Genomic DNA, 16,692 nt, shown 5'->3' on the forward strand with positions numbered 1-16,692 from the left:
TTTATAAAAAATATTTATTTTATTAATATAGAAACAAATATGATTATTTCTAGCTTTATCAACTATTAATTAAAAATTTATATGAATTTTTATCATAAAATTATCAAAAACGCCTAATTTCATCTATCTTTCATGAAAAAGAGACCCGTTAAGGGTCTCCTTTACTATAATCCAGCAGCATCAATCCAAGATTGTAAATCTTCCTCCGCCAGTTCCATATCTTCTATATAAGCACCAGCTACAACTGGATATTTAGCGACCTCTACTGTATGTAAAATGGAATCATCGCGACCATTTTTATAAGTCCCAATCCAGATTCCAGAAAATTGTGATTCATACCATTCTACAGGTTGATCAGTTTCATTAAAGTTAATCGTAATATGACCGCGTCCAAGTGTTTCTAATACTTCAACTTGTTCTTCCTCTGTTAAACCTGTTTTTTCAATATAAATCGAATATGTCTCACCATTTTCACGCAAATTCTTTAGAGCCAAACGCAACTCATTTAAAACGGCGCGAACATTACCATAATTTTCAATCATAAATACTCCTATACAGAAACTATCTTTACATTCTATAAGCTATCTATACATTATATGAAATTTCCACTTTATGCTTTAGGCTCAACTGTTACGCCCCATTCTCGTAGGACATGCAAAATACGTTTTTTAACCTCAGGCAAGGCACATTGTACCGGCCCGCTAGGTTCAAAACCAATTTCCAATGATTCCGGTTCTACACCGATAACCACTGCATCTTCTAATGGATCTTCTTGAATAGCACGGATGCGTAAAATATCTTGCATTCCTACTTCATGTACAGAAATATGTTCCGTAAAATATTGTTCCAATTCCTTATGAGGAAATTCATATATAGTTCCTGGAGCATCTCCACCATTAATAGCGTCTACAAGAAGGATTTTCTTCATACCACGCATATACGTAAGTAATTCCATTCCCATAGTGCCACCGTCAATAATGGAAATCGCAGGCGTAAATGTGAAAGATTCTTTCAATTCTTTTACTACATGAACACCTAATCCCTCATCGGTAAGCAAAATATTGCCGACTCCAAGTAGGATAATTTCATTGTCTCCATCATCATAAAGGCTGTTTAAATCAATACGCGGACCCTTTGAGTCCGCGTATTGTTCCAAGCCACTAATAATATCAGTACTTGTTTTAGTCATTTTCTTGTAATTCTCTTTCTCTAGGATCATTAGGATCACTTGGACGATATGTAGTACCAGATGGTTTATCAATACGTTCCCCACGACGACGTTTACCATTGAGGTCTTCAATATCAATTGGATCATGAGCGTAATATTTCATACCGGAAACCATAGCCGATACTTCGCCCGACTCCTCCATAACATCTTCTCGGAATGCCATATACACGTGAACAATAGTAAAGAACAAGAATCCCCACGCAATGTAGTGATGGATAACATGGACCTTGTATTCACCACCAAATAATGTAACCACTGGTGCAAATAAAGTTCCTAAAACACCATTAGGGTTAACCATCGAATACATTGCGAAACCCGTTAAAATTTCAAAGAAGAACATAATGTATACCATCATATACGCAGTTCTAGCTAAGGAATTACGAAGCCAATGATGTTCATGTTTTTGAGGAATCATTAAATAGTGCAATGTTGTTTCTTTAAGACCGTACCAATACCGTTTTTGGCGGAATTTAGGTAATAATCTATCTCCTCGATTCCAAAGAGCTCCTGCAAATCGGAAAATAAAGGAGAATGTTAAGATAACCCCTGCAGTGAAATGGATACGACGCATAGTTTCCATAGAGAACCAGCCATCAATAGCAAAAGTTGGCTCTGGATTACCTGTGATAGCTGCAAATCCGGGATCACCGATATATAGACCTGTCCAAAATAATGCAGTTACGCTTAGCACCATAGTCCAGTGGAATATGCGCAGCCATAGACTAAATACGACATACGCCTTTTTGTCAGTATGTATTAACATAAGTCCACCACCCTTTATTTACACAATGCATCTGTATTGACGGAAACAATTTTTTCGCCTTTTTTATTGTATAAATGGGTTGCACATGCCAGGCATGGATCAAAGGAGTGAATTACCTTCAAAATTTCAAGTGGTTTATCCGCAATTTTTACATGTGTATCAATCATGGAATCTTCATAGGCACCATGTTCATTAGCTGCAGTTTTAGGGCATGCATTCCATGTAGATGGTACGATACATTGATAGTTTGCAGAGCGTCCATCTTTAATATGTATCCAGTGCCCCAAACCACCACGAGGCGCATCTACAAGACCAACACCTTTAGCATCTTTATCCCATGTATTTGGTTCAAACTTAGTCATATCCGCTACTGTAGTATCACCATTTTTAATATTAGATACAAGTTTGTTAAAGAAGTATTGGCTAATATTTGCCGCTACTTGTGCATCAAGGCCACGACATGCCGTACGTCCCACCATAGTAGTCATCCATACATGAGCTGGTACACCCAATACTTGTGATACTGTATCAATTTGACGAACAATCATAGATTCAGCCCAAGTTGGGTCTTTGATTATGCCTTGTTTTACCTTTGTATACACAACAATATATTTTGCTAATGGACCAACCTCTGCAGTTTTCCCTTTGAAAGTTGGAGATTTAATCCAAGAATATTTTTTATCTTCATCAAGGAATTCCCATTTTTCTTTTGTACCAGATTTAGGACCTGTAAATTTAGGATCAGTAACACCTTCAATAGGATGAAGTGTTTTTGTTCCATCTGGATATGTAAACCAGGAATGATCAACCTCTTCACTAAGATATTGAGGATCCATGAAATCCTTACCTTCTAATGGGATGAATGTTGCTTTATCTACACCTAATGCAAAGTTCTCAACAACACCATTGGAACGAACAATACATTTCTTATGATACTCACCATTAGAAATACCGGTGTACGTATCATCAGGATAATCGCCATAGGACATAACGCGTTTCTTCGCAAGGCCACCACCATCGATCATACCTTTTTCTACATATATTTTACCGATAGCTAATAGATCTGGCACGTAGAAATTATCAACTAAGTCTTTAGTCAATGCAATAGATTGCTCTACAGCAGCAAGGCGTTGCGTATTAATAGGGGCATTCATATCATTCATAGAAATAGAGCATGGCATGCCACCTACAATGTAATGAGGATGAGGGTTTTTGCCACCAAATACAACATGAGGAATTACAATATCCCGTTGACGATCAAGAATGTTCAAATAATGAGATACGGCCATCAAATGAACTTCTGGCGGTAACAAGTTATAATCAGGATGATCCCACCATTGAGCGGAGAAAATCCCCAATTGGCCTGATTCAACTATTTTCTTAACCTTTTGTTGTACAGCCGTAAAGTATGCTGTAGTAGCCTTAGGAAACTCTTTAGGATAGGCAGAGTCTTTTGATGCCGTTTCCGCAGGTGCTAAACCGCTCACATTATAAGTTGCTAATACATCATTTTGTAATTGAGCGGTTTTAGCAGGATCTGCACTAAGAGCTGCTACCGGACTAATCCAATCAAGCGCATGTAAGTGATAGAAATGCACGATATGATCATGCACATCTAGACTACTATGCATGATATTACGTATATAGTTTGCATTTTTAGGAATTGTAATTCCAATTGCATCCTCTACCGCACGTAATGCTGCCAACGCATGTGTTGTAGTACATACACCACAAATCCGTTGTACGAACGCCCAAAGGTCACGAGGATCGCGATCTTTAGCAACAAGTTCGATACCGCGCCAAGCAGTACCAGAAGACAATGCGTCCTCTACTTTACCACTCGCTTCATCAACTTTTATTTCAACCCGTAAATGACCTTCAATACGGGAAATCGGATCTACTACTACGCGTTTCATTAGTGACCTCCTCCATTATTATGTTTCTTTTCATCCCATAAGCCTTGTTCTTTTAAGCGTTTTTCTTCTTTCATATCAAGAATTTTATTACGCGTAAGAGTTGCTGCACCATGAACGATAACCGCTGCAGTGGCACCAACGGCAGCTACTGTACCGATTGTATCAGCAGTTGTGATAGTATTAGCCAATGGAATATCTGGTAATCGTTTGTAGAACACATCATTATCCCAGAAGCCCTTTTCAGAGCAACCAATACAGCCGTGACCGGATTGAATTGGATAGGACAAACCATTCCACCAACGTAGATTACCGCAAGAGTTATATGTTTGAGGTCCACGACAACCTACCTTGTACAAGCACCAACCAGATTTAGATGCATCATCGTCAAACTTTTCAACGAAGAGTCCAGAATCAAAGAAGGCACGACGATAGCATGTGTCGTGAATACGATTGCCATAAAATTGTTTTGGACGACCTTGCGCATCAAGAGGTGGGATTTGACCAAATAATGCATAGTGCATGATTACACCAGTCATAACCTCTGGAATTGGAGGGCAGCCAGGAACCTTGATAATTGGCTTACCAGATACAACGGAAGATACAGAAACTGTATTTGTTGGATTTGGTTTTGCCGCCTGTATACCGCCCCAAGAAGCACAAGAACCATATTCTATGATTGCTGCAGCTCCTTTAGCTGCTTCTAATAAGGATTCTTTAAATGTACGTCCACCTACTGTGCAATAAACACCATCTTCATCAAGTGGTACGCCACCTTCAACAGCCAAGATATATTTACCGGCTTTTTCTTTGATGATTTTTTCTAAATGTTCCTCTAATGGTGCACCAGACGCTGCCGCCAAAGTATCATCATATTCAAGAGAAATCATGTTCAAAATAACATCAGAAGTAAAGGGAGAGGATGAACGGATAAAAGATTCACTACAACCAGTACATTCATGACCATGCAACCAAATCACCGTAGGTAATTCAGTTGTTTCGGCAGCCTTAACAACGGTGTCTAACATCGTTGGAGGTAGACCTAAAATAGCAGTGAGTGCTACACAGGATTTCATAAATGTGCGTCGACTCAAACGGCGTTCTTGGAAGAGTGTCCACAAACTATTTATACGATTCTTCATGGAATATAGCCTCCTTACAACAACTTTGCGCAATATAATTATATTACTTAATAAACTACAACGTTTATGACAGAAATCATTTTTATGAGCTCACTCTATCAGTTTGACGAAGTTCAACCAGCATGATGACAATCATATTTTCACTATTTTATTATATCACTTAACATTTATGAAAACTATAAAATTTAACAAAAAAGCTGTATATAAGAAATTAACTTTTCTTATATACAGCCTCATGTTATTTATTTTCTACGAATTCCTAGTTATTAATTAATTAGATAACTTCCTTTATTAGAGACTCAAGCATATCTGCTTTTTTATAACCCACAAGGGAATCAAGCATTTTACCATCTCGGAAGAATACTAAGGATGGAATACCATCAACATCTTCTTTTAACAAAATACCGCGAAGATTTTTATCTTCTGCATTAACACTAAAGAATTCTACTTGACCTTTTAAACGCTCTGCTACGTCTTCAATTTCTGGACGCATAACGGTGCAAGGTTCGCACCAACCAGCCCAAAAATCAACAATAGCTAAACCTTTAGCGCCAAGCACTTTCTCATCAAATTCTTGTACACTAGTAATTGCTGTAATTGCCATGAAGTTCTCCTAACAAAGATCTACAATCTTATATACTATCAATTATATGTTAAATATAGAAGCAAGCAATCAATAAGCCGAGTTCTGTTCCGCTTGCGCGGTGACGATTATCTTTCTAGGCGTACAGTCGCCTGCACGCTCGAGCGACACAACCCGGAAGGTAGGCGGGACCACCCTTAACCCTTCCCTATTCGGTCTTGCTCCGGATGGGGTTTACCTAGCCAGCCTGTTACCAGACTGCTGGTGAGCTCTTACCTCACCTTTCCACCCTTACCACTTACGTGGCGGTTTCCTTTTCTATGGCACTTTCCCTAAGGTTACCCTCGCCAGACGTTATCTGGCATCCTGCCCTATGGAGCTCGGACTTTCCTCGAGTCTTATAGACTCGCAACCGTCTTTCATACTTGCTTCAATTCAGTTTATCATAGCTAACAATTTGTTGCAAGAAAATGCATCATTACACAAAGAAGAAATCATTTTGTTCTGTGAAAGCTTTCACAGGAACAGTAAGCCCTGCAGAGATTAAATAGTCACGTAAACCATGTGCCACTATAGACTCAGTTCCAAAATGCCCCGCATCAACTACGAGTAAGCCTAATTCCTTAGCCATTTGCGCCTCATGATACTTCACATCACCTGTAATATATGCATCTACATGTAACCTGGCAGCATCCTTAATAAATTCTGCACCTGCACCAGAGCATAGAGCAATGGATTGAATCGCTTTCGGCACAATACCAGCAAAACGAATGTTAGCATCAGGCAACGCTTCTTGTACCCATTCACGGAAAGAATCTAAGTTTAATGCATTAGGCAAGCGACCTACCCGTCCTAGATATTGAGTTGAACTAGTAGGCTCGACTATATTCAAAACCTCATAAGCAACTTCTTCATATGGATGAGCTACTTTCATAGCCGCCACGACTTTGCTTAAATGCGTACTATCAACGATAGCATTCACTTGTACCTCAGGAACCACTGTCAAAGCGCCAGCTGCGCCAATGACAGGATGAGAATCTTCATTACCAACAAAGCGTCCTTCCCCATGGATACTGAAACTACAATGCTCGTAATTGCCAATTTGGCCTGCCCCTGCATCACCCATCGCCAAACGAACCGCATCAGCTGAGCTTTCAGGTACAAAGGTGGTCACCTTATAAAGCGCCTCTTCACCAGTTTTAATGAAGCCCTTAATATCAATAAGTCCCAATTGCTTCGCCAACATATCATTGAGACCGCCTGGAGCGATATCAAGATTTGTATGAGCACTATATACGGCAATCTTATGTTGAATCAGCTTATTAATCGTACGCCCTTGAGCAGTATCACATGATATCTGTTTCAACCCTTTAAAGATTAATGGGTGGTGACTAACAATTAAATTACAATTTTGTTCAATAGCATATTCTACGGTTTCTTCTGTTACATCTAACGTAGTCACTACACCTGTAACAACTACATTCCGATCGCCCACCATTAAACCTACATTATCCCAAGACTCTGCATACGAATGCGGTGCTAATTGCTCCATCAAGGTAATAACATGTTGAACCGTTATCATACAACTCACTTCTTTCTATTTATTCTCTAAAAGATTACGAAGAAAATTAACTTCTCGCTCTAAATCCTGATATTTATCAGTATGATTTAATTTCTCTGTCATATCATCTAATGCACATTGTCGTTGATATATTAAATACTCTATATATTTCATCCAAAGTGGTGGTCTATCTTGTTCCAATAAAGCCCCTACAGACCACAACAAGGAGTCTTCCGGTAATGATCGATAAATATCTACATATTCAGTCATACCTGTATAAGCTTCCACGCAGTCATTGCGCACGGCTAAAAATGCTGTATAGAGCTTACCAGCATCTTCTACGATGATTTCTAGAACGATAACATATCCCTTTTGAACCATATATTGACGTAATTCTTTTTGTCCATTCTGTGGTTGGAGTACATAGAACTCTAATGGTTCTGGGCCTGCATCTACAATATCCCGCATTAAAAATCCACCCATACCACAACAAATGGCGCCGTTCAACTCGCCCTTTTCTGTCACTTTAAGACCATCGCCTAAACGACAATCTACTTTATCGGCTAGTCCACAAGACTCAACATATGATCTTGCAGACTCTAACGGACCTTTATGTACATCACCGGCAATGACATATTCAGCGCGTTGACGATTGATGAGCTCTACCGCTAAATAGCCATGATCGGTACCGATATCAGCAATGGCATGAGCCTTTGGTACGATTGAGAATACCGCTTCTAGGCGGTCCATCATAGGTCTAGGTTCCATAACATCCTCTACTATTACTAATTATATATTACTAACTATTCATTCTTAATTCTTAATTCTTAATTATTTATTCTTGATTATTTTTTGCTTATTTTATGCTTATTTATTTACATATTTGTTCTCGTTTATTTATTTCTAAACATAATACTATTCAAAAATAAGCTTTGTTAAGTTACACAAATAAATGATTTACATATAAAAATAACCGCCCTTGAATTCTCAAGGACGGTAGATGTCAACATAATGGTGGGCCCACCTGGGTTCGAACCAGGGACCGACCGGTTATGAGCCGGTTGCTCTACCCCTGAGCTATAGGCCCTCAGTTAGTTTCTAGCTTATTAATTATACCGAATAGACTATCATTTAGTCAAGGCAACTCAAACGCTAAGACTATTTCATTAGCATAAAACGGTGAATCATATGATCTTCGTTAAATACGCCTTTAGTAGTTAGTGTAGTCGTTTGGCTATCTGTAGATTTAATGCCTCGTGCACTCATGCAGCTGTGAGACGATGTAATGTGCACAATAACATCATCAGACCCTGTCGCTAAGGAAATTACTTCCGCAATATCTTCACCAATTTTTTCTTGTAGTTGTAAACGCTTGCAGCACATTTCAGCTATGCGGGGAATCTTAGATAAACCTATGACACGACCTTTTGGAATGTACCCAATACTGATACTCATATCATACATCAATGCCATATGATGTTCACAATTAGAGAAGCAAGTAATATCCTTTACTACTACCATTTGATTTGTATCTACAGCGAAGGTCTTACCATACATGTCTGCAATCTCAGCATTTGTATACTGAATGCCTTCATATACCTCTTCCATCATTTGAGCCACCCGTTTCGGTGTTTCTAACAAACCGTCCCTATTAGGATCCTCACCTAATGCTTCTAACAACTGATATATAAGCGATTCTATTTTTTTTGTATCCATATTTACCCCTTTATATCAAGATTTCATCAGACCTCATATCATACCATAGAAAAGATACTGATACTACACAGCCTAACAATACTATACACCCTTTGCATCTGGATCCCAGACAAATTTATGGATTTGCAGTTGGAATCGTACATTCTGCAAATTATATGTTTTCATATAATCGATAATCGATGCCGCCTCAATCTGTCCCCATACAGGCGATACATATATTTGAGCCACTGTAGGATATTTACTAATTATGCGACGCATACAATCCAAATCTTCTGGAGAACCAACGACAAACTTAATCAAATCATGTTCTGTAGCCACCTTGAATATATCTATATTCATAGACTCTTCGGCTAAAGAGGACGACGTTTTATAATCGTAGGTAAACCACACATTATCTCTATGAAAGCTCGGTACAATCGTGCCATTTGTTTCAATATTGAAATCATAAGGACTATTATTAGGCCTCTCTCGTTTATCTACATCTTTATCTACATCATTAATACGAGTTAAATCACTTTGACTTGATGGACTGTCTTGTATCTTTAAAGCCTTCCGACGATTTAATTCATCAATTAACTCTACAACAGCAGCTTCTTGTAATAGAGGCTCCCCACCAGTAATAGTAATGCGATGATTGCCTAAGCATTCAATAACATCCGCCACCTCAGCTACAGTCATCTCTGTGAAAACACTATCAATGCCATAGCTATAAGTCGTATCGCAATAGGAACAGCGAATATTGCAATCATGAAGGCGTAAAAATGTAGTCAGCAAGCCTTGCCGACTACCTTCCCCATCAATAGAGGCAAAAATCTCAATCACGTTCATAAATAGCTGTGTTCCCTTCAGACTCTTGAACCTCTACTTTAAAGCATTTTGGACCCAATTCATCAGCGATCCATTTTGCCATATTCTCCGCAGTAGGATTTATATCGCCTAGTACATCATTGATATGGCGATGGTCCAATCGACCATGAATTTTTTCTTTAATAATCGTAAAGTCGATGACCATCCCATTATGATCTAACTCTTCAGAACGTGCATGAACTGTAATAATCCAATTATGCCCATGAAGATTTTGACATTTACTCGGATAATCTAGTTTTAATTGATGAGATGCACTCACCTCTAACCGTTTAGTAACTGTAAACATTATATCTCCTATCTATTACATAAGCTTTCAACTTATATCTATTACATAAAACTTATCGCTATTACATGAAACGCTTGTCTATTACGTAAGTCTTATCATAAATTACTTTTTATTGTAAGATATTACCATTTTTTATTATAACACAAAAGGGTTGTAATACAGTGCTATACACCACTGCATTACAACCCTTAAGAGATTCAAAATCTTATAAGAAGTCTTTGATTTTATCACGTTTACCGCGGTTGCGCAATTTAGTAAGCGCTTTACCTTCAATCTGACGAATACGTTCTCTTGTTACATTGAAATGTTGACCAACTTCTTCCAATGTGCGAGGCTTACCATCCTTCAACCCAAAACGTAAAATCAATACTTGTTGCTCACGATCAGTCAAGCATGTAAATACATCTTCAATTTGCTCTTGCAATAAAATATAACTAGCTGCATCGTCTGGAGCAATTGCATCTTGGTCCTCGATGAAGTCCCCTAAATGGGAATCTTCCTCTTCACCAATCGGAGTTTCCAAGGATACTGGCTCTTGGGCGATTTTCTGAATTTCACGTACCCGCTCTACAGTAATTCCCATACCTTCAGCAATTTCTTCTGGCAATGGCTCACGACCCTTGTCTTGCAACAATTGTCTAGAAATACGAATCAATTTATTAATTGTTTCTACCATATGTACAGGAATACGAATCGTACGAGCTTGGTCTGCAATAGCACGTGTAATCGCTTGACGAATCCACCATGTAGCATACGTTGAAAATTTATAACCTTTAGTATAATCGAATTTATCTACCGCTTTAATCAGACCTAGGTTACCTTCTTGGATTAGATCCAAGAACAACATACCGCGACCTACATAACGTTTCGCGATACTTACAACTAATCGCAAGTTAGCATCTACCAATTTTTTCTTAGCCTTTTTGCTAAGTTGAATATCTTTATATGTAGCATCCTCTTGTGCACCAGCTTCGATTTGCTTAGCTAATACGATTTCTTCGTCAGCTGAAAGCAATGGTACGCGACCAATCTCTTTTAGGTACATTCGTACAGGGTCATCAATATTAACACCAGAATCAACACTTAAATCGATAGAAATTTTCTTCTCGCTAGAAACTTCGTCTTCATCTTCATCCGTTTCAATTGTATGACTATCTGTATCATCAGCATCAATATCTGCCACAATCTCAACATTCAATTTACCCAAAGTCGTATAAATATCATCTAATTGTTCCGCAGTAATTTCCGTCTGCTCATGAAGAGCATCTGAAATCTCGGATTGTGTCAACACACCGCTCTTACGGCCTTTTTCAAGAAGTTGCTCAACAATCTCCTCTATTTGACTTTTTTGTACTTTCTTAGCCACAGCGCTCTCCTTTTTAACCATTAATGATTTACTTAGACCATTCTCTAATTAAATTCTGTATTTCCTGACACTTATGTAATTCGCTAATAAACGTCGAATCTCCTGCTCGTTTTAATTGATCCGCCATAATTGAATGCGCTTTATACTGTTCACGCAATGAATGGAGCCTTATCTTGCGGATTAATGCAGGCACTTGTACCTTGTATTCATCGTCACTCATGACGACCAACCTAGAGTAAATATCGTATTCTTGAGAAGATAAAACAGATTGAATTGCAGTTTCATCTAGACGACCTTCGGACTTATACAAGGTGAATAGCTTTTCTATTATACCTCGATATTCAATTTTTTCAAAGTCCTCTAATGGCAAATAGCTCATCATATGTTGTAATACTTCGCCATCTGTGAAAGCTAAGGACAATAATTTTTCCGCATCCCCCTTTGGTAAATCCTGTTTTGGCAAAGGTGTTGATGCAGTATCCACTAATTCAATTTGTCCTTTTTTCACATAATCTCTAAAGTATCTAAAAATAGTACTATTATCAAGCCATAATGGCAATGCCAATGTTTTTAAAGCATCATCTCTCTGTGTTTGACTATCTATATTTGCAATATATGGGAAAACATCTGTCATAACAGCCTGCTTCCCTTCTGTATCATTTGTATCGTGTTTAATCAAAGACTCACTTAATAGATAATCAAGAGGTTTAACAGCTTTAGCAACTAACTCCTTAAATGCCTGTCCCCCATGATTACGCACATAATCATCTGGATCTTTACCGTCTGGCATGGCAAGGACACGCACCTTAAAATCCGTATTTTGCAATAATTCAATAGCCCTAGCAGCCGCTTGACGACCAGCACCATCCATATCATAAGCTAACACGATTTCTTCAGCTTGCCTCATCAAGATATGCCCATGATCTCTTGTATAAGCAGTCCCCAATGATGCGACTACATTAGTAACACCATGATTATGAGCGGATATAACATCCATATAGCCTTCTACAAGAATAGCTTGTTTTTCCTCACGAATAGATTTATAAGCCTTATCAAAGGCAAATAAGAGTTTACCTTTTTCAAAGATTGATGACTCTGGAGAGTTTAAATATTTTGGTGTACTATCATCCATAACGCGTCCACCAAAAGCAACTACTCGCCCTTTACCATCCATAATGGGGAACATAATTCTATTTCTGAAGAAATCATAAAATTGACCCTTTTGGTTCTTTCGGACAAGATTCAACTCTAAAAGAATGGAATCTTCAATGCCACGCTCATGAAAGGCACGATATAACTTATCCCAACCATCAGGAGCAAAACCAAGCTTAAATGTTTCTATGGTCTCTTGTGTGAGTCCTCGCTTTTTCAAATAATCTAATCCCACTTTACCAATAGACGTTTGAGTGAGACAATTATGGAAAAAGGTAGCCGCTAAATCAGAAGCTTCATACAGTTTTTTGCGTCTTTCATCTCTAGCTCTTTGTTCAGGTGAAAGTTTCGCCTCTGGCAATGGAATATTAGCTCGATTAGCTAGCCGCTCTAGGGCTTCTACAAAGGTTAAATGCTCTAATTCCATAAGAAATTTAATAGCATTTCCTGATGCATGGCACCCAAAGCAATAATAAAAACCCTTTTCAGGGGCTACACTAAAGGATGGCGTTTTTTCATTATGAAATGGACAACAACCCCAATAGTTCTTGCCGCGTTTCTTTAAGGCTACATGCTCGGATACAACTGACACGATATCATTAGCATCTTTGATTTGTTCAATCAACTCATTTTCAAAATATCGGCTCATAGCCAACGCCTCCTTCCCCATATATATATTAATTCTATATACAAATAAAAAATCCTCTATTTGTAAAGCATTTCAATCAATTAAATTATTAAAAAAGTATAAATAACTTGATACGAATCATAGGAATCATCATCTACAACGCAATGTACATGATGATTCCTATACGCCGTATATAGCAATATATAATTACCGAAACTTTGATAACAATAGGCTGCAATGAAAACATTGCAGCCTATACTTATCGCTTATAGCATATTATTTTGCGTAATCCACAACGCGAGTTTCACGAATAATTACGACCTTAATTTGGCCTGGATATTCAAGTTCTGACTCGATGCGTTTTACGATATTCCGAACAAGTAATGTAGACTCAGCTTCATCAATCTTATCCGGTTTTACTACAACGCGAATCTCACGACCGGCTTGAATAGCAAAACATTTTTCAACGCCTTCGAAGGATTCAGCGATTTCTTCCAATTTAGATAAACGTTTTAAGTAGTTTTCTAATGTTTCTCGACGTGCTCCTGGACGGGCAGCGGAGATAGCATCAGCGGCAGCTACTAATACAGCTTCTACAGTTTGGAACTCTTCATCACCATGATGAGCACCAATACAGTTAATTACTGCTGCACTTTCACGATATTTACGAGCCACATCAACACCGATTTGAACATGAGAACCTTCAAGTTCACGGTCTAATGCTTTACCAATATCATGAATCAAACCACCTCGTTTAGCCAAAGTTACATCACAGCCTAGTTCAGCTGCCATTAAACCTGCTAAATGAGATACTTCAATGGAATGTTTCAATACGTTTTGACCATAACTAGTACGATATTTCAAACGGCCCAAAATCTTAACAATTTCAGGATGTAAGCCATGAACATCAGCTTCAAATGTCGCTTGTTCACCAGCCTCTTTAATAGTTTGGTCCACCTCTTTACGAGCTTTACCAACCATTTCTTCAATACGAGCTGGATGGATACGACCATCTACAATCAATTTTTCCAGCGCAATACGAGCCACTTCACGACGAATTGGATCGAAGCCGGAAAGAATAACTGCTTCTGGTGTGTCATCGATAATCAAATCAATACCTGTTAATGTTTCGAGTGCACGAATGTTACGGCCTTCACGACCGATAATGCGCCCCTTCATTTCATCATTAGGCAATGCCACTACGGATACGGTAGTTTCCGCTACATGGTCAGCTGCACAACGTTGGATAGCAGAGGAGATAATTTCTTTCGCTTTTTTCTCCGCTTCATCCTTAGCTTGCTGCTCCATTTCCTTAACCATAATCGCCGTTTCATGACGGATTTCTTGTTCCACATTCGTTAATAAGATATTTTTTGCTTCTTCGAACGTCATGCCAGAAATACGTTCTAATTCTGCCATTTGTTTTTCATACAAAGCTTCTACCTTTTCACGGCTTTGGGCTAAGTCAGCTTCTTTGCGATGTAAAGCTTCCTCTTTGTGCTCAATATTGTCTAATTTTTTATCCAAAGATTCTTCTTTTTGAAGAATACGACGTTCCATACGTTGAAGTTCAGAACGACGATCTTTATTTTCTCGTTCTACATCAGAACGGAGCTTATGAATTTCTTCTTTCGCTTCTAATAAAGCTTCTTTCTTTTTAGACTCAGCTGTGCGTTCACCATTTGCAATGATGCGAGCAGCCTCTTGTTCAGCTTGATTCAGTTTTCCTTCAGCAATATTTTTTCTTAAAAAATAGCCTACCCCTAGTCCAATCAGTACCATTACCACTGCAATTAGACTATACTCTAAAATTTCTTTCACCTCCTTTTTATTTCTCAAAATTGAGCTTTCATGCTCCTTTTTATGCCCTTTATGCATTAAATTATCAATTAGCCATATCATCATATAAATAAATAAGGCTATTATTAATTTTAGACTTCAAAGCCCTTTCTGTCAAGATTTTACAAGCCTACCAAGGCCTCTCAAAAAGCAGAATTTATTCATAAAAATCATTGCATACAACTTGAATTGTGCTTGTTGAGAACCCCCTGTATTTGAGAAAACTAAAAACTTTTACCCGAGGAGTCTTCTCTTCATTGAGAATAGATCCAAATTTTTTTTCTACCACCCGATAAGCAGCTTTTACCTCATCATAAGCAGAAATATCTTGAGGAATCGCAAGTCCTCGAAGTTTCATTTTTTGCTTAATCATATAAGCACCGTATTTCTGTTCTTTCATAAAATACGCTAATACTTGCTCAGATAAACGTTCATCATTAATGTAATCATAATCTTTAAGGCGCTCAAGGACCCTCTCAATGATAGGGTCCTCGAATTGTTTACGTCTCATTTTTTGCGTCAGCTCATAAGAACTAAGGAAGCGCTGAGCTAGGAAGCGATACGCTTGATCCATAGCAGCTTGCATCGTTTCGTCACTCATGATTATACTTCTTCAGTTACTTCTTCACCAATTACATCGATTTCTTCAGTGCCAACAGCCAATGTATCACGAATAATGCGATCGATTTCATCAGCTATTTGTGGATTCTCTAACAAGTATTGTTTAGCCGCTTCCTTACCTTGCCCCATACGTTCCCCATTATAGGAGTACCAAGCACCAGATTTATTAATAATTTCCATATTTGTACCAATATCAATAAGTGTGCCAGTTTTAGAGATACCTTCGCCATACATCAAATCAAATTCAGCTGTCTTAAATGGAGGTGCCACCTTATTTTTGACAACTTTGACTTTTGTTCGAGCGCCAACATTTTCGTTGTTTGCTTTAATTAATTCCCCTTTACGAACATCAAGTCGTACGGAAGAATAGAATTTCAACGCACGACCACCAGTCGTTGTTTCAGGATTACCGAACATAACACCTACTTTTTCACGCAATTGGTTGATGAAGATAACAACTGTTTTGGATTTACTGATGATACCAGTCAATTTGCGCAAAGCTTTACTCATCAAACGAGCTTGTAAGCCTACGTGAGCATCGCCCATTTCGCCATCGATTTCCGCTTTAGGCACCAAAGCCGCTACGGAGTCAACTACAACGATATCTACTGCACCACTGCGAACAAGAGCTTCTGTAATTTCTAGAGCTTGTTCTCCATTATCTGGTTGAGAAATCAACAAATTATTGATGTCTACCCCCAAGTTGCGAGCATATACAGGATCCATCGCATGCTCCGCATCAATAAATGCCGCAATACCACCTTGTTTTTGAGCTTCTGCTACAGCGTGAAGAGCGACTGTTGTTTTACCAGAAGATTCTGGACCGTAGATTTCAATTACACGACCACGAGGGAAGCCACCTACACCAACAGCAATATCGATAGCAAGAGAACCAGAGGAAATCACCTCTACATTCATGCGATCTGCCGCTTCACCAAGACGCATAATAGCACCTTTACCAAAATCTTTTTCAATTTGTTTTAACGCGTTATCCAACGCTGCTTGTCTGCCATCTACAGCCATTATT

16 protein-coding genes, 1 tRNA gene and 1 other RNA gene are annotated in these 16,692 nt (G+C 38.4%); all 18 read right to left on the minus strand.

Features of this window, described 5'->3' with window-relative positions:
- Positions 1 to 164 precede the first annotated feature (164 nt).
- Entirely contained in the window at positions 165 to 542 is a 378-nt protein-coding gene (locus tag KHY58_RS02300; RefSeq protein WP_004696374.1) for a hydrogenase expression/formation C-terminal domain-containing protein, read from the minus strand.
- Positions 543 to 610: 68 nt separating this feature from the next.
- Positions 611 to 1,189 (minus strand): HyaD/HybD family hydrogenase maturation endopeptidase, encoded by a 579-nt coding sequence (locus tag KHY58_RS02305; protein ID WP_278471757.1) that lies wholly within the window; start codon positions 1,187 to 1,189, stop codon positions 611 to 613.
- Complete coding sequence (cybH, locus tag KHY58_RS02310; protein ID WP_278471759.1) at positions 1,182 to 1,991, minus strand: Ni/Fe-hydrogenase, b-type cytochrome subunit; 810 nt, start codon at positions 1,989 to 1,991, stop codon at positions 1,182 to 1,184. Before cybH ends, KHY58_RS02305 begins: the two co-directional genes overlap by 8 nt.
- A 14-nt stretch (positions 1,992 to 2,005) precedes the next feature.
- A complete protein-coding gene (locus tag KHY58_RS02315) occupies positions 2,006 to 3,907 on the minus strand; it encodes a nickel-dependent hydrogenase large subunit (protein ID WP_105086643.1) in 1,902 nt (633 codons plus the stop codon).
- The gene (locus KHY58_RS02320; protein ID WP_105086644.1) at positions 3,907 to 5,046 is read right to left on the minus strand and encodes a hydrogenase small subunit; all 1,140 of its coding nucleotides are present in this window, start codon (positions 5,044 to 5,046) and stop codon (positions 3,907 to 3,909) included. Before KHY58_RS02320 ends, KHY58_RS02315 begins: the two co-directional genes overlap by 1 nt.
- A 274-nt stretch (positions 5,047 to 5,320) precedes the next feature.
- On the minus strand, positions 5,321 to 5,650 hold the full coding sequence (locus KHY58_RS02325; RefSeq protein ID WP_004698670.1) for a thioredoxin family protein: 330 nt from the start codon (positions 5,648 to 5,650) through the stop codon (positions 5,321 to 5,323).
- A 57-nt stretch (positions 5,651 to 5,707) separates the two neighbouring features.
- Positions 5,708 to 6,058: RNase P RNA component class A (gene rnpB, locus KHY58_RS02330), an RNA gene on the minus strand.
- Positions 6,059 to 6,107: 49 nt separating this feature from the next.
- Positions 6,108 to 7,211 (minus strand): Nif3-like dinuclear metal center hexameric protein, encoded by a 1,104-nt coding sequence (locus KHY58_RS02335; RefSeq protein ID WP_278451702.1) that lies wholly within the window; start codon positions 7,209 to 7,211, stop codon positions 6,108 to 6,110.
- A 15-nt stretch (positions 7,212 to 7,226) separates the two neighbouring features.
- Positions 7,227 to 7,958: a tRNA (adenine(22)-N(1))-methyltransferase gene (locus tag KHY58_RS02340; RefSeq protein WP_278471763.1), complete on the minus strand. Its 732-nt coding sequence runs from the start codon at positions 7,956 to 7,958 to the stop codon at positions 7,227 to 7,229.
- A 244-nt stretch (positions 7,959 to 8,202) separates the two neighbouring features.
- Positions 8,203 to 8,277, minus strand: a tRNA-Ile gene (locus KHY58_RS02345).
- Between the two features lie 71 nt (positions 8,278 to 8,348).
- Entirely contained in the window at positions 8,349 to 8,906 is a 558-nt protein-coding gene (gene folE / locus KHY58_RS02350; protein WP_227065638.1) for a GTP cyclohydrolase I FolE, read from the minus strand.
- An 81-nt stretch (positions 8,907 to 8,987) separates the two neighbouring features.
- Complete coding sequence (locus KHY58_RS02355; protein WP_227065639.1) at positions 8,988 to 9,734, minus strand: 4Fe-4S cluster-binding domain-containing protein; 747 nt, start codon at positions 9,732 to 9,734, stop codon at positions 8,988 to 8,990.
- The gene (gene queD, locus KHY58_RS02360; RefSeq protein ID WP_004696395.1) at positions 9,721 to 10,059 is read right to left on the minus strand and encodes a 6-carboxytetrahydropterin synthase QueD; all 339 of its coding nucleotides are present in this window, start codon (positions 10,057 to 10,059) and stop codon (positions 9,721 to 9,723) included. The genes KHY58_RS02355 and queD overlap by 14 nt, the downstream gene beginning before the upstream one ends.
- A 205-nt stretch (positions 10,060 to 10,264) precedes the next feature.
- The gene (rpoD, locus tag KHY58_RS02365) at positions 10,265 to 11,425 is read right to left on the minus strand and encodes an RNA polymerase sigma factor RpoD (RefSeq protein WP_004696398.1); all 1,161 of its coding nucleotides are present in this window, start codon (positions 11,423 to 11,425) and stop codon (positions 10,265 to 10,267) included.
- A gap of 28 nt (positions 11,426 to 11,453) precedes the next feature.
- Positions 11,454 to 13,226, minus strand: coding sequence for a DNA primase (gene dnaG / locus KHY58_RS02370; protein ID WP_278471766.1), 1,773 nt, complete (start codon positions 13,224 to 13,226; stop codon positions 11,454 to 11,456).
- Between the two features lie 255 nt (positions 13,227 to 13,481).
- Positions 13,482 to 15,083 (minus strand): ribonuclease Y, encoded by a 1,602-nt coding sequence (gene rny, locus KHY58_RS02375; protein ID WP_004696400.1) that lies wholly within the window; start codon positions 15,081 to 15,083, stop codon positions 13,482 to 13,484.
- Positions 15,084 to 15,201: 118 nt separating this feature from the next.
- Positions 15,202 to 15,645, minus strand: coding sequence for a regulatory protein RecX (locus KHY58_RS02380; RefSeq protein WP_195213119.1), 444 nt, complete (start codon positions 15,643 to 15,645; stop codon positions 15,202 to 15,204).
- A gap of 2 nt (positions 15,646 to 15,647) precedes the next feature.
- A complete protein-coding gene (recA, locus tag KHY58_RS02385) occupies positions 15,648 to 16,688 on the minus strand; it encodes a recombinase RecA (protein ID WP_004696404.1) in 1,041 nt (346 codons plus the stop codon).
- Between the last annotated feature and the right edge of the window lie 4 nt (positions 16,689 to 16,692).

Origin of the sequence: Veillonella parvula, from assembly GCF_018366295.1 — a bacterium.
GTDB classification, from domain to species: domain Bacteria; phylum Bacillota; class Negativicutes; order Veillonellales; family Veillonellaceae; genus Veillonella; species Veillonella parvula_P.

Coding starts and splice junctions, on each gene's coding strand:
- KHY58_RS02300 (WP_004696374.1), bottom strand. CDS start 542: ATGATTGAAAATTATGGTAATGTTCGCGCCGTTTTAAATGAGTTGCGT.
- KHY58_RS02305 (WP_278471757.1), bottom strand. CDS start 1,189: ATGACTAAAACAAGTACTGATATTATTAGTGGCTTGGAACAATACGCG.
- cybH (WP_278471759.1), bottom strand. CDS start 1,991: ATGTTAATACATACTGACAAAAAGGCGTATGTCGTATTTAGTCTATGG.
- KHY58_RS02315 (WP_105086643.1), bottom strand. CDS start 3,907: ATGAAACGCGTAGTAGTAGATCCGATTTCCCGTATTGAAGGTCATTTA.
- KHY58_RS02320 (WP_105086644.1), bottom strand. CDS start 5,046: ATGAAGAATCGTATAAATAGTTTGTGGACACTCTTCCAAGAACGCCGT.
- KHY58_RS02325 (WP_004698670.1), bottom strand. CDS start 5,650: ATGGCAATTACAGCAATTACTAGTGTACAAGAATTTGATGAGAAAGTG.
- KHY58_RS02335 (WP_278451702.1), bottom strand. CDS start 7,211: ATGATAACGGTTCAACATGTTATTACCTTGATGGAGCAATTAGCACCG.
- KHY58_RS02340 (WP_278471763.1), bottom strand. CDS start 7,958: ATGGAACCTAGACCTATGATGGACCGCCTAGAAGCGGTATTCTCAATC.
- folE (WP_227065638.1), bottom strand. CDS start 8,906: ATGGATACAAAAAAAATAGAATCGCTTATATATCAGTTGTTAGAAGCA.
- KHY58_RS02355 (WP_227065639.1), bottom strand. CDS start 9,734: ATGAACGTGATTGAGATTTTTGCCTCTATTGATGGGGAAGGTAGTCGG.
- queD (WP_004696395.1), bottom strand. CDS start 10,059: ATGTTTACAGTTACTAAACGGTTAGAGGTGAGTGCATCTCATCAATTA.
- dnaG (WP_278471766.1), bottom strand. CDS start 13,226: ATGAGCCGATATTTTGAAAATGAGTTGATTGAACAAATCAAAGATGCT.
- rny (WP_004696400.1), bottom strand. CDS start 15,083: ATGCATAAAGGGCATAAAAAGGAGCATGAAAGCTCAATTTTGAGAAAT.
- KHY58_RS02380 (WP_195213119.1), bottom strand. CDS start 15,645: ATGAGTGACGAAACGATGCAAGCTGCTATGGATCAAGCGTATCGCTTC.
- recA (WP_004696404.1), bottom strand. CDS start 16,688: ATGGCTGTAGATGGCAGACAAGCAGCGTTGGATAACGCGTTAAAACAA.